The 12959-nt window shown below is 72.6% G+C and carries 9 protein-coding genes; 5 read left to right on the top strand and 4 right to left on the bottom strand.

All coding sequences use genetic code 11. From position 1 onward, the window contains the following. Positions 1 to 159 precede the first annotated feature (159 nt). Positions 160 to 2634 (bottom strand): malto-oligosyltrehalose synthase, encoded by a 2475-nt coding sequence (gene treY, locus QOM21_RS09145; RefSeq protein ID WP_407549253.1) that lies wholly within the window; start codon positions 2632 to 2634, stop codon positions 160 to 162. A gap of 138 nt (positions 2635 to 2772) precedes the next feature. Between treY and QOM21_RS09140 the strand changes: the two genes are divergently transcribed. Next, on the top strand, positions 2773 to 4098 hold the full coding sequence (locus tag QOM21_RS09140) for an MFS transporter (RefSeq protein ID WP_407549252.1): 1326 nt from the start codon (positions 2773 to 2775) through the stop codon (positions 4096 to 4098). 35 nt (positions 4099 to 4133) lie between these two features. On the opposite strand, the gene glgX is transcribed toward QOM21_RS09140, so the two are convergent. Continuing rightward, entirely contained in the window at positions 4134 to 6287 is a 2154-nt protein-coding gene (glgX, locus tag QOM21_RS09135; protein ID WP_407549251.1) for a glycogen debranching protein GlgX, read from the bottom strand. A 218-nt stretch (positions 6288 to 6505) separates the two neighbouring features. Between glgX and QOM21_RS09130 the strand changes: the two genes are divergently transcribed. The 3 genes from QOM21_RS09130 to QOM21_RS09120 all read left to right on the top strand — a co-directional run bounded on the left by QOM21_RS09130 (position 6506) and on the right by QOM21_RS09120 (position 10114). Further along, positions 6506 to 7318 carry a Tat pathway signal sequence domain protein gene (locus tag QOM21_RS09130; RefSeq protein WP_407549250.1) on the top strand — a complete coding sequence of 271 codons (813 nt, stop codon included), beginning with the start codon at positions 6506 to 6508 and terminating at the stop codon, positions 7316 to 7318. Between the two features lie 103 nt (positions 7319 to 7421). Further along, positions 7422 to 8762, top strand: a complete 1341-nt coding sequence (locus QOM21_RS09125) for a copper amine oxidase (protein ID WP_407549249.1) — start codon at positions 7422 to 7424, stop codon at positions 8760 to 8762. A gap of 101 nt (positions 8763 to 8863) precedes the next feature. Beyond that, complete coding sequence (locus tag QOM21_RS09120; RefSeq protein ID WP_393893562.1) at positions 8864 to 10114, top strand: SAV2148 family HEPN domain-containing protein; 1251 nt, start codon at positions 8864 to 8866, stop codon at positions 10112 to 10114. A gap of 53 nt (positions 10115 to 10167) precedes the next feature. Here QOM21_RS09120 and QOM21_RS09115 read toward each other — a convergent pair whose 3' ends face one another. Continuing rightward, complete coding sequence (locus QOM21_RS09115) at positions 10168 to 10998, bottom strand: SDR family NAD(P)-dependent oxidoreductase (RefSeq protein WP_407549248.1); 831 nt, start codon at positions 10996 to 10998, stop codon at positions 10168 to 10170. Between the two features lie 201 nt (positions 10999 to 11199). Between QOM21_RS09115 and QOM21_RS09110 the strand changes: the two genes are divergently transcribed. Then, a complete protein-coding gene (locus tag QOM21_RS09110) occupies positions 11200 to 11919 on the top strand; it encodes an exonuclease domain-containing protein (RefSeq protein ID WP_407549247.1) in 720 nt (239 codons plus the stop codon). A 142-nt stretch (positions 11920 to 12061) separates the two neighbouring features. Here the strand turns inward: QOM21_RS09110 and QOM21_RS09105 are convergent, their stop codons facing one another. Continuing rightward, positions 12062 to 12952 carry an aminoglycoside phosphotransferase family protein gene (locus tag QOM21_RS09105; protein WP_407549246.1) on the bottom strand — a complete coding sequence of 297 codons (891 nt, stop codon included), beginning with the start codon at positions 12950 to 12952 and terminating at the stop codon, positions 12062 to 12064. Positions 12953 to 12959 lie beyond the last annotated feature (7 nt).

Here is a 12959-nt window from a genome sequence, read left to right as displayed (position 1 = left end):
GAGAAGGTCGTGGGTACAGCTGCATGCTGCCAGGCGGGGGCGGGAGCGCAACCGATTTATGCCGAGGGCCCCGTGGCCGCCGCGCAGGCGAAGGCCGTCGTCGGCCCCGCGGGCCACGCCGGACGCCGGCCACCCGGCTCGCGCTCTCCCGACGCCCTGTTACTCCGCCACCAGCAGCGCCACCGGCGACACGTCCAACAGCTCATCCAGCGTCGGGGCCGCACCCCCTGCCACCGTCCGGCCCGTCAGCAGATCGCGCCACGAACCGCCGGACGGCAGCCGCAGCGCCGTGTCCCACCAGCCACCGGTCTCCACCAGGCGCAGCGACAGCCGGGTCGCCACCGACACCACCCGCCCGCCGCGGCAGTAGGCCACACAGTGCTCGGCCGCGGGCCCCTCCGCGCGCAGCGGCTCGTACGACGCGTCCTCGCCGAACCACTGCGGGTGGGAGCGGCGCAGCCGGAGCGCGGTGGCGGTCAGCAGCAGCTTCTCTTCGGACAGGCCGCGCGGCGCGACGCCGGCGTCGAGGTCCGCGAGCAGGTCGGGGCGGAAGCGGGCCGGCTCCCGGTTGTCGGGATCGACGAGCGCCGCGTACCGGCGTTCGGTGCCCTGATAGAGGTCGGGCACCCCCGGCATGGTGAGATGCAGCAGCGTGGCGCCCAGCACATTGGCGCGGACGAACGGCGCCAGCTCCTCGTCCAGCGCGCTCAACAGGCCCGCCCCGGGCCCCGCAGGACCGCTGCGTACGAAGTCCGTCACGGCGCTCTCGTAGTCCGCGTTCTGCTCCGTCCACGAGGTCCGCAGCCCGGCCTCCCGAACGGCCTTGAGGATCGCCGGTGTCATCCGCTCCGCCGTGTCCTCGCGGCGCTCGTCGCCCGCCGCCGGCCCGGTGCCGCCCGGCGCGCCCAGACCGAACGCGGTCTGCCAGGCCAGCCAGGACACCATCGGGTCCGCGGGGCCCGTGCCGTCCACCCCCATGCCCCCGACCGCGCCGTCGGCCCCTCCGGACAGCTCGCCCAGCACGTCCCGCCACCGGTCGGGGCACTCCGAGAGCACCGCGATCCGCGCGCGGACATCGGCACTGCGCTTGGTGTCGTGGGTCGAGAGCACCGTCCCGGTCAGCGGCCGGTCGCGCTGCGTCCGGGCGCAGAAGGCGTGGAAGATCTCGGGGCCGAGCGCCGGCTCCCCGGGGTCGCCACCGACCTCACAGGCGGACAGCAGCACCGGATAGCGGTAGAAGGCCGTGTCCTCCACGGACTTGGCGTGCAGCGCGGACGCGGTCTGGGCGAAGCGCGCGGCGAAGTCCTCGCAGTCCGGGTCGTCCTGGAAGCGCCCGAGCGCGAGATCGCGGACCAGGTCCACCGCCCGCGCCTCCTCGGGCACGCGGAACGCGGTACGCGCCTCCACCGCCGCCTTGTCCAGCATCGACGCGTCCTGCTCGGCGCGGTCGGTGTCCGCGGCGTAGGGACGGTAGACGGGCAGCCGCACCATCAGCTCGCGGATGGCGTGCTGCAGGGCCCACGCCGCGTGGTCCCCCGGCCTGGGGGCGCGTTCACTGATCCGCCGCGCGGTGCGCGTCAGCCGCTCGACCTCGGCCGCCAGATCGTGCGTGACGACCTCGTACGCGGCCCGGCGTACCGTCTCCTCCCAGTCGCCGCCCTCGTCGGCGAGCGGGGTGACGAAGTCGCGGTAGTGGGCGAAGAGCCGGGCAGAGCCTTGCGGGCAGGCGAACAGCCCGTCGATGTGCCGCAGCGCGTCGTAGCCGGTCGTGCCCGCGCACGCCCAGCTGTCCGGCAGCCGCTCGTCACCGGTCAGGACCTTCTCCACCACCGTCCACCGGCCGCCCGTCGCGGCGTCCAGCCGGGACAGATAGCCGCCCGGGTCCACCAGCCCGTCGGGATGGTCGACGCGGAGCCCGTCGATGACGCCCTCGCGCATCAGCCGCAGCAGCGTGCCGTGCGTCGCCTCGAAGACGTCCGGGTCCTCGACGCGCACGCCGATCAGCTCCGAAATGGTGAAGAAGCGGCGGTAGTTCAGCTCGCTGCGGGCCAGCCGCCACCAGGCCAGCCGGTACCACTGGGCGTCCAGGAGACGGTCGAGCGGCAACTCCTCGGTCCCGGGCCGCAGCGGAAACGCGTGCTCGTGATAGCGCAGCACACCGTCCTTCACGCGCAGATGCCGGGCCTCCTCCCCGATCCGTCCACCGAGCACCGGAAGCAGCAGCCGTCCGCCGTGCCCGCCGTCCCAGTCGATGTCGAACCACCGGGCGTACGGGGACTGCGGACCGTCGCGCAGCACCTCCCACAGCGGCCCGTTGAGCGATTCCGGAGTCGGCACGGCCATGTGGTTGGGCACGATGTCGACGATCAGACCGAGTCCGTGCGACCGCGCCGTCGCCGCCAGCGCCCGCAGCCCCTCCTCGCCGCCCAGCTCGGCCCGCACCACGGCGTGGTCGACCACGTCGTAGCCGTGCGCCGAGCCCGGCACCGCCTCCAGGACGGGGGAGAGGTGCAGATGTGAGACGCCGAGCGCGGCGAGGTGCGGCACCGCCCGCTCGGCGGCGGCGAACGGGAAGTCCGGCTGGAGCTGCAGCCGGTAGGTGGCGGTCGGTGACGGACTCGATGGCTGCGTCATGGGAACACCCGTACCCCGTCGGCGGCTTGTTGTGTCATCCGCGCTGTGGATTCATCCGACCCCGCGCGCCCGTGCACCGCACACCTTTGTACGTCCCGTGCATGGGGCATCGGACTCCTCCCCGGGTAGCGTCGCCCGATGATCGCTGCTCTTGCCACGTACCGCCGGGTGATCGCGCTGGGCGGGCCCCTGCTGTCCGCCGTGTCCTTCCTCGGCCGGCTGCCGACCGCCATGTGCCAGCTCGGCAGTCTGCTGCTGGTGGCCGAGACCAGCGGCAGTCTCACCACGGCGGGCCTCGTCGGGGGCGCGCTGGCGGCGGGCCAGACCGCCGCCGGGCCGCTGATCGGCCGGCTCGCCGACCGGCACGGGCAGCGCACGGTGGTGCTGGCCGCCTGCTGGCTCAACGCCTTCGCGGTGGCCGCCCTGGTGGCCGCCGCGCTCGCCGGGACCGCGACGGTGCCGCTGGCGCTGACCGGCCTCCTGGCGGGCGCCACCGTGCCGCAGATCGGGCCGCTCGCCCGCACCCGGACGGTCGCCCTGGCGCGCCGCGCCCGCGCCGACGAGCGGCTGGTGGGCGCGGCGCTGTCGCTGGAGGGGACGCTGGACGAGGTGTCGTTCGTGCTCGGCCCCGCGCTGGTCGGCCTGGCCGCCGCGGTCGCCCACCCGGCCCTCGCGCTCTCGCTGGCAGCGGGACTGCTGGCCGTCTGCGGTTCGGCGTTCGCCCTCCACCCGACCGCCCGGGTGCTGCCGCCCGCGCGCGCCCCGAAGGAGACGGAGAGGTCGGCCGCGGACACCGTCGGAACCCCGACGGCCTCCGTACCGGCCGGGCGCCGGCCGGGGAGGACGCGGGCACGGATGCCGCGTGCGGTGCACGCCATGCGGGCCTCGATGGCGTTGCAGGGCGCGATGTTCGGTGCCTGCCAGGCGGGCATCACCGCGCTCACCGAGCGCCTCGGCGAGTCCGCCCAGGCCGGACTCGTCTACGCCGCCATGGGGGTGATGAGCGCGGTCGCCGGCTTGTCGCTGACCCTCGTTCCTGCCCGGGTCACCCTGCCGACACGGTGGCGGGTGTCTGCCGTCGCCCTGATCGCACTGTCCGCCCCGCTGCTGTACGTAGGGTCCCTCGGGGCGCTCTACGCGGTCGTCGTCATCCTCGGCGTGGCCTTCGCCCCGCACATGATCACGCTCTTCGGCCTCACCGAACGGACGGTGCCGCGCAGCCGGATGGCCGAATCGATGGCCTTCCTCACCAGCGCGGTGGTCGGCGGCCAGGCCCTGGCGCTGGCCGCCGCCGGCCGTCTCGCCGACGCGTACGGCCCGCCCGCGGCCTTCGCCGTCGCGGTGGGCGCCGCGGTCTTGATCCTCGTCGTCGCGCTCGCCGTCAGGCCCGCGCCCCGGCCCGCCGCTCCGGCGGGACCTGTGGCGGGCCGGCCGGCGCCGGAGACCGAACGGATGGAGGCGTAGGGCCTGCCCTTCGGACCACGCCGGCCCCGCGGCGCTCAGGCGGGCCGCTGGAGCACCAGCAGGCTGCGGCCGGTGAGCGTGACCTGGTCCCCGGCCTTGACCTTGGCCCCGTCGCCGGCCGCCGCGGGACCCGGCCGGTCGGTGTCCACCACCACCTGCCACTGCCGGCCGTGATGCGCCGGGATCGTGAAGTCCTTCTCCTGCTCGTGTGCGTTGAACATCAGCAGGAACGAGTCGTCCGTGATCGGCTCGCCACGCGACCCCGGCTCGGAGATGGAGCTGCCGTTGAGGAAGACCGCCAGCGACTTGGCGTGCACCGACTGCCAGTCGCGCGGCCCCATCTCCTCGCCGGCCGCGGTGAACCACGCGATGTCGGACAGCTCGTCGTGGGTGTCCTCCATCGGGCGGCCCTGGAAGAACCGCCGCCGCCGGAACACCGGGTGGTCACGCCGCAGCCACACCATCTGCCGGACGAAGGCGAGCAGTTCCCGCTCCTCGTCGATCTCCGCCGCCTCGTCGTCGTCCCCCGGCGGATCGGCGGGCTCCGGCCAACGCACCCAGGACAGCTCGTTGTCCTGGCAGTAGGCGTTGTTGTTGCCGCCCTGGCTGCGGCCGAACTCGTCGCCGTGGCTGAGCATCGGAACGCCCTGCGACAGCATCAGCGTCGCGATGAAGTTCCGCATCTGCCGCGCGCGCAGCCGGCGCACCGCGGGATCGTCGCTCGGGCCCTCCGCCCCGCAGTTCCAGGACCGGTTGAACCGCTCGCCGTCCCGGTTGTCCTCGTCGTTGGCCTCGTTGTGCTTGTCGTTGTACGAGACGAGGTCGTTCAGGGTGAAGCCGTCGTGGCAGGTCACGAAGTTCACCGAGGCGATCGGCCGCCGCCCGTCGCCCTGGTACAGGTCCGAGGAGCCGGTCAGCCGGGAGGCGAACTCCGCGAGGGTGCGCGGCTCGCCCCGCCACAGGTCCCGCACGGTGTCGCGGTACTTGCCGTTCCACTCCGTCCACAGCGGCGGGAAGTTCCCCACCTGGTAGCCGCCCTCACCGACGTCCCACGGCTCGGCGATCAGCTTCACCTGGCTGACGACGGGATCCTGGTGCACCAGGTCGAAGAACGACGACAGCCGGTCCACCTCGTGGAACTGCCGGGCCAGCGTGGCCGCCAGATCGAAGCGGAAGCCGTCCACCCGCATCTCCTGCACCCAGTAGCGCAGCGAGTCCATCACCAGCTGGAGCACATGCGGGCTGCGCATCAGCAGTGAATTGCCGGTGCCCGTGGTGTCCATGTAGTAGCGCTGGTCCTCCGTCAGGCGGTAGTAGGAGGCGTTGTCCAGGCCCCGGAAGGACAGCGTCGGGCCCAGATGGTTGCCCTCGGCGGTGTGGTTGTAGACCACATCGAGAATCACCTCGATGCCCGCACGGTGCAGCGCCCGCACCGCCGTCTTGAACTCCAGCACCTGCTGCCCGCGATCGCCCCAGGAGGCGTAGGCGTTGTGCGGGGCGAAGAACCCGATGGTGTTGTAGCCCCAGTAGTTCGTGAGCCCGGCATCCACCAGCCGGTGGTCCTGCACGAACTGGTGCACCGGCATCAGTTCGAGCGCCGTGACCCCCAGCTTCGTCAGATGGTCGATGATCGCCGGATGCGCCAACGCCGCGTAGGTGCCGCGCAGCTCTTCCGGCAGGTCCGGGTGGTTCATCGTCAGGCCCTTCACATGGGCCTCGTAGAGCACCGTCTCGTGATACGCGGTGCGCGGCGGGCGGTCGTCACCCCAGTCGAAGTACGGATTGACCACCACCGACGCCATGGTGTGCGGCGCCGAGTCCAGGTCGTTGCGCACCTCCGGCTTGCCGAAGTGGTAGCCGTAGACCGCCTCGTCCCAGTCGATCCGGCCGCTCATCGCGCGCGCGTACGGGTCCAGGAGCAGCTTCGCGGAGTTGCAGCGCAGCCCCTGCCCCGGCTCGTACGGTCCGTGCGCCCGGAAGCCGTAGCGCTGCCCCGGCATCACCCCCGGGAGATAGGCGTGCCGTACGAAGGCATCGGATTCGCGCAGCTCGACGGCGGTCTCCGACCCGTCGTCGTGCAGCAGACACAGCTCGACGCGCTTCGCGGCTTCGGAGAACACCGCGAAGTTGGTGCCCGCACCGTCGTAGGTGGCACCCAGCGGATACATCTGTCCCGGCCAGACCTGCATGCGTAGACTCTTCCACTTTCTCATCGAAGGCTGCGGCGACTCCACGACACGCGTCCGCGGACCGAATGGGAATACTTCCCCAACTTGCCGCACACCTATCGGATTTCGCAGGATCTTCGCCGAAAGGCGGGCAACCTGTCGCGATGTCGGATCGTCCTACTGGGGGACCGATGGGGGACCTATATGCGTGTGACGGAACGTGACAGCAGGGGGAATCCGTGCGCCAACTGATGCACCGCCACCTCGGCAAGTTAGTGGCGGGTGCGGCCATCGCACTGACCGGTACCGCGGCCATGGCCGCCCTCACCCTTCCCGCCGACGCGGGCGCCGCCGGCCGAGCGGCAGACCCGTCCGCCTCCGCCGCGGCCGGCCGGGCGGCGGCCGGCGAGGAGGGGAAACCGGCGCCCGGCGTCGTCGAAGGGGCCCGCGCCCAGGGGGAGCGTGGTCAGGGCCGGGACCCGCTCACCGACGACGAGCTCCGGCGGGCCCGGGACCTCGCGCTGCCGCGCACCCTGCGCGCCGACGCCGAGAACGTCACCGGAAAGCCCGGACCCGAACACCTGATCACCGAGCTGGCCGAGCTCGGCCCCGACGAGGCCGCCCTCGCCGACCCGCCCAGGAGGGCGAACGTCACCCTGTACGACTACAGGAACGACGCCTACCTCACCAGGACCGTCAACCTCACCACCTCGAAGGTGGAGTCGACGGACAGCCAACACGGCGTCCAGCCGCCGCCCAGCCACGCCGAGGCCGTCGAAGCGGCCAGGCTGCTGATCGCGGCGCCCCTCGGCACCGGCCTGCGCCAGGACTACCGCGACACGGCCGGCCGCGACCTCACCGACCCCGACCAGCTCACCGTCAGCGGCTTCGTCTACCGCGGCCGCGCCGAGGGCGACGCACCCGGCGCACTGGGCGACTGCGGCGCGCACCGCTGCGTACGCCTCTTCACGAAGGCCGACAACGGCCGGTGGATCGACACCCGCCGCTTCGTCATCGACCTCAGCGCCCGCACCGTGGCCCGCCTGGGCTGACCGTGCGGCCCCGCCCGACCGGGAGCCGACCGGCCCGGCCGGGCGGGACCGTGCGTCGCCCACCGGCCACTTCCGTCCGCATCTGCCGTACAGGAGCCTCCGCATGCACGAAAGCCCATCCGGCCCTGCCCGCGGCGGGGTCCGCCGCCGCACGCGCCGCCGCACCGCGGCCCTCGCCGCGGCACCCCTGCTGCTCGCCGCGACCGCCCTGTTCTCGGGACCGGCCGCGCACGCCGCCCCCGAGGCGGCGCCCGCCCCCGCGGCAGGCTGCAGCGCCGCCTACCGCATCACCCAGGTCCTGGACGGCGGCACCGTCTGGCGCATGTGCTGGCACTACGAAGGCAACGCCGGCCTCGTCCTGGACAACGTCTCCTACCAGCCCAAGGGCGAGCGCACCCCGATCAAGGTGCTCACCACCGCCAAACTCGCCCAGATCCACGTGCCCTACGACGACGGCGGCAACGAGTACGACGACCTCACCGGTCAGGGATTCGCCCAAGGGCTGATGAAGCTCGCGCCCGCGGAATGCCCCGGCGGCACGATCAATACCGTCAAGGTGCCCGGGGCCTGGGACCCGGCGCATCCGAACGTCAGCGGCCTGTGTGCCACCACCCGCGCCCGCGGCCACGCCTACCGCATGGGCGGCTACCCCGGGGAGGGCACCAAGACCTACCAGCTCCAAGGCAAGGACCTGCTGCTCTACACCGTCAACAAGGTCGGCTGGTACGAGTACATCACCGAGTGGCGATTCGCCGGCGACGGCACCATGACGATGCAGGTCGGCGCGACCGGTACGGTCTCTCCCACCGACTACGACGCCGGCGACGGCCGGGGCATGCCGCTCGGCAAGGGGGCCAAGGACTACGCCACCAGCCACAGCCACAACGTCTTCTGGCGGCTGAACTTCGGCCTCGACGGCTCCACGGCGAACAAGGTCGAGCAGTTCGACTCCACGACCACGACCCGCCCCGGCGGCCGCACCCCCACCATCCGCACCACCAGCAAGCCCGTCACCAAGGAACTGGCCGGGGACGCCGGGCGGATGCGCTGGTGGCGGGTGGTCAGCCCGACCGGCAGGAACAAGGACGGCCATCGGCGCTCGTACGAGATCGTGCCGGGCGCCACCAGCAAGTACACGGGGCGCGGGTACACCAAACACGACGTCTACTTCACCGAGTACAACAAATGTGAGCAGTTCGCCAGCAACAACCTGGCCAACTGCGGGGCACGCGCGGGCAAGAGCGTCGACACCTGGGTCAACGGGCAGCCGCTGAAACACCCCATCGCGTGGGTCAACATCGGGTTCCACCACATCGCCAGGGATGAGGACCAGGAGCCCATGCCCGTCCACTGGCAGGGCTTCCAGCTGGCTCCGCGCGACGTCACGGCTATGAATCCGCTCACGCCCCCCGCTCTTTCCGGGCACAACGGGCACTATGAATAAGGGGAGTTGGTAGACGTCTCGACCCATCCTGCTGCACCGTCTCCCGCACCGCAGTAGTCTGCCTTGATCGTTGGGCACGGGGGTTCGGAAGGCGGTGGCAGGTGAGCGGCGGGCTGGAGTTGCCCCCTGGTGACGAGAGTCACGAGGGTCATGAGGGCGGCTCCGTCGACGCACCGCCCGGCGCGGTGTCCCTGGCACGACCACTGGAGATCGGTGCGGAACTCGACTGGGGCGCCGACGCCTGGACCGAGGTGCGCACCCGCGCCCGCCGGGCCGGCCGCGCCTATATCTGGCTGAATCTTGTCGAGCAGCGGTTGCGGGCCGTTGTCGCGGCGGTCCTGCGCCCCATCTACGAGCCGGTCCACGGCGACGAATGGGTCATCGCCGCGGCCGGACCCGCCGGGCAGGAATGGGTCCAGCGCGCCGTCGCCGTCCGCGAGGTCAGCCGACGCAAGGGCTACCTCCTCGACCCGGCCGACGACAACATCGTCAGCTTCCTGACGCTCCCGCAGCTGCGGGAGTTGATGGTCCAGCACTGGCCCTGCTTCGAGCCGTACTTCGACGACCGCCGCGACGTCGAGCTGGCGCTGGACGAGCTGGAGGTCGCCCGCAACATCGTCTCGCGCAACCGCGCCCTGTCCGAGACGGTCCTCGCCCAGGCGGAGCGGGCGTCCGCCCGGCTGCTGGACATATTGGGCTCCGGCGTCGGCACCCGCATCTCCGGCCGGCTGCCCATCGACGCCGTCGAGGACCTCGTCGGGGACCGCTACGCGGACGTGATCGGGGTCCACTCCGACCGGGTGCGTCTGCAGCGCCAGCTCCCCGCGGAGGACCTCTTCGGAGACGCCCGCCGACTGGACGCCGTGGGCATCGGCCTGAACCTCCTCGTCCAGAACTACTCCGGCCGCAGACTGGTGCGGCTCGCCGAGTCCGGGTGCCGCGTCCGCCTGCTCTTCCTCAACCCCGCCAGCAGCGCGGTACGCCGCCGCGAGCGCGAAATCGGCCTGAAGAAGGGCGAGATGAGCCGCTCCATCGAGATGAACATCCTCCACATGCGGCGGGTGCGGGCCAGGCTTCGCGACCCCGGCGCGTTCGAGATCCAGGTCTTCGACGAGACGCCGCGCTTCACGGCGTACCTCGTGGACGGGGACGGCCCGGACGGCGTCGCCGTCGTGCAGACCTACCTCCGCAAGAGCCGGGGCATGGAGGTGCCGGTCCTCGTCCTGCGCGGCGGCGGGCGCGAGGTGGTCCGGCAGGACGCCAGGGACGGCCGCGGCGGTGAGCACGGTCTGTTCCAGACCTACCGCGAGGAGTTCGAGAGCATGTGGGCCGACTCCCGTCCGGTCTCCTAGCCGCGGGATCGGGAACGGATTGCGAGCCCGCTCCCTTGGAGTGCCGAGGGGGCCTACGAGGTCCCCGTGATGCCGCCGTCGACGCGTAGTTCGATGCCGTTGACGTAGTCGGCGAGAGGGCTTGCGAGGTAGGCGACCGCCGCCGCGATGTCCTGCGGGCGCCCCAGCCTGCCGGTGGGATTGGGCGCGTACTCCGCGACCAGCGCGGCCTCCCGGGGACCGCCGTCGAGGTCCGCGTCGGCCGGGTCCACGGGATGCCGGGAATCCCCGCTTTGTCCGTGTTCCCCGCGCTGTTCGAGCATGCGCTGCAGGGACGGCGTGATGATCACCCCGGGACTCACGCAGTTCGCGGTGACCCCGGTGCCCGCGAGGTGCCGGGCCAGGCTCGTGGTCATGTTCACGACGGCCGCCTTGGCCGCGGAGTACGTGGCCATATGGGGCAGCGGGGTCCGTACCGCCCGGCTGCCGATGGTGATCACGCGGCCCCAGCCATGGGAGCGCAGTGACGGCAGCAGGGTCTGGGTGACCCGGACCGTCGGCAGGACGTTCCCCTCGAACGCGGCCCGCCAGTCGGCCGGACGGGCACTGTCCCAGTCATGCTCGGTGAACGGGCCCGCGTTGTTGACCAGGATCCGCGCCCCGAAGTCGCGTCCGGTGACCGCGATCTGCTCGGCCACCCCCGGTTCCATCAGATCCCCGAGCACGACCTCGGCACGTACGCCGTGGAGCGCGACCCGCTCGGCGACGGCCGCCGCTGCCGCCGCGTCCCGGCCGTGGACGAGGATGTCGCATCCCTCTCCGGCCAGGGTCTCGGCGATCGTCGCCCCGATACCCGAACTGCTGCCCGTCACCAGCGCGCCCTGTCCTGCCAGCCGTAGGTCCATGGCGGTCAGCCTAGGCGCGGCGGGCGGTCCGGGGGGCCGTGCGGCGGCGATGGCGGGTTCGTGCCGTCGCGAGGTGCCGCGTGCCGCCTGCCTCGTGCCGCGGACGGTTCGCTGCCTTGCGCGGGCGGACGGCCGGGCATTGTCAGTGGTGCGTGCGAGAGTGTCCGAGCAACGGGGGATGTACCACTGAAGGAGGCCGCCATGAGCTGGCATCAGGAGCTGTTGGTCAGCTTCGACCTGGAGACCACAGGCACCGACGTCGAGCAGGACCGCATCGTCACCGCCGCGCTGATCCGGCTGGAGGGGGACGGCCGGGCGGCGGCCACGCAGTCCTGGCTGCTCGATCCCGGCGTCCCGATTCCCGACGAGGCGGCGGCCATTCACGGCATCTCGACCGCCCATGTCCGCGAGCACGGCCGGCCGCCGGCGACCGCGATAGAGGAAATCACCGGGTCACTGGCCGACGCCCTGCAGGCGGACATTCCCCTGGTGGTGATGAACGCGCGCTACGACCTCTCGCTGCTGGACCGCGAGTGCCGCCGCCATGGCGTAGCGACGCTCTCCGACCGGCTGGGGCGCGCCCCGGCACCGGTCATCGACCCCTTGGTCCTGGACAAGCACGTCGACCGCTACCGCAAGGGGAAGCGCGCCCTGCAGGCGCTCTGCGGGCATTACGGCGTCCGGCTGGACGGGGCACACGAAGCGGGTGCCGACGCTGCGGCCGCGGCCGGCGTCGCCCGGCGCATCGGGGAGAAGTACCCGGCCGTCGCCATCCCGTCCCCGCGCGCCCTGCACGCACTCCAGGAGGAGGCTGCGGCCGAGCAGGCGGCCTCGTTCCAGGCGTATCTGCGGCGCTCCGGGGACCCGGGCGCGATAGTCGAGCCCGCCTGGCCGTTGATCCCGTATCAGGTGGGCCGGTAGGCCGCGTCCGTAGCTGTGCCGTCGTCCCGGGGCGAGGCGAGAGTTCGCGGCCCGGGGCCCGCGCTGATGCACAGGGCACGCCCTGGGGGCCGTTTGCGGGCGGCCGGGCGCAGAGATCCGCTCCGGGAGCTCTGCCGTCCCCTCAGAAGGGGTACCACCGCACCGTCGCGTCCTTCTCGCGCAGCGAGGCGATGCGGCGTCGGAACTCCTTGAGCGCCGCCGGGTTTCCGGGCGCGTGCTGGGACACCCAGGCGCAGCTCGCGGTCTCCCGGGAGCCGCGCAGCACCGCGCAGCCCTCCCAGTCCCGAACGTCCCAGCCGTAGACGGACACGAAGGTGTCGTAGGCGTCCGGGGCCAGGCCGTAGCGGTCCCGGCTCAGGGCCATGACGACGAGATCGTGTTCGCGCAGGTCGGAGGAGAAGGTCTCCAGGTCCACCAGGACCGGGCCGTCGGGGCCGACATGCACATTGCGGGTCAGCGCGTCGCCGTGGATGGGGCCGCGCGGGAGGTGCGGCTCAAGTGCCGTGGCAGCCGCCGCGAACGCGTCCCGCCGGCCGCGCAGATACTCCGCGTCCTGCGCCGATACGGCGTCCCCGGCCAGCCGCAGCCAGCGCTCCACCCCGCCGAGGAGTTCGCGCCGGGGCAGCGTGACAGGCGGCTCCGGCAGGGCGTGGACGCGCCGCAGCAGTGCCGCGAGATCGCCGGGCCCCGCGGGGCGGACGGCCTCCGGCAGGCGCCGCCAGTACGTGACCGGATGTCCGTCCACCAAGGCGGCCACCGGCTCGGCGGCGCGTACCGCCGGCACGTCCTCGGCCTCCAGCCAACGGGCCACGGCCAGTTCCCGCTCGGCGCGCTCCAGAAGCTCGGCGCTGCGGCCCACCCGTACGACCGGGCCGCTGTCGCCGAGCGCGAAGACGGCGTTCTCGCCGAGCGACAGCAACCTCGCGTCCGCAGCCGCCTCGGGCCGTCCGGCCGCGGCCAGGACGTCGCGGGCGCGGGCCTCGGTGAAGGCGCCGGGGCTCGGTTCGGTCATCGTGGTG

This window comes from Streptomyces sp. Pv4-95, from assembly GCF_045782725.1.
GTDB lineage: Bacteria > Actinomycetota > Actinomycetes > Streptomycetales > Streptomycetaceae > Streptomyces.
Note: the sequence above shows the minus strand (reverse complement) of the source record. Positions and strands in the feature narration are given on the sequence as shown.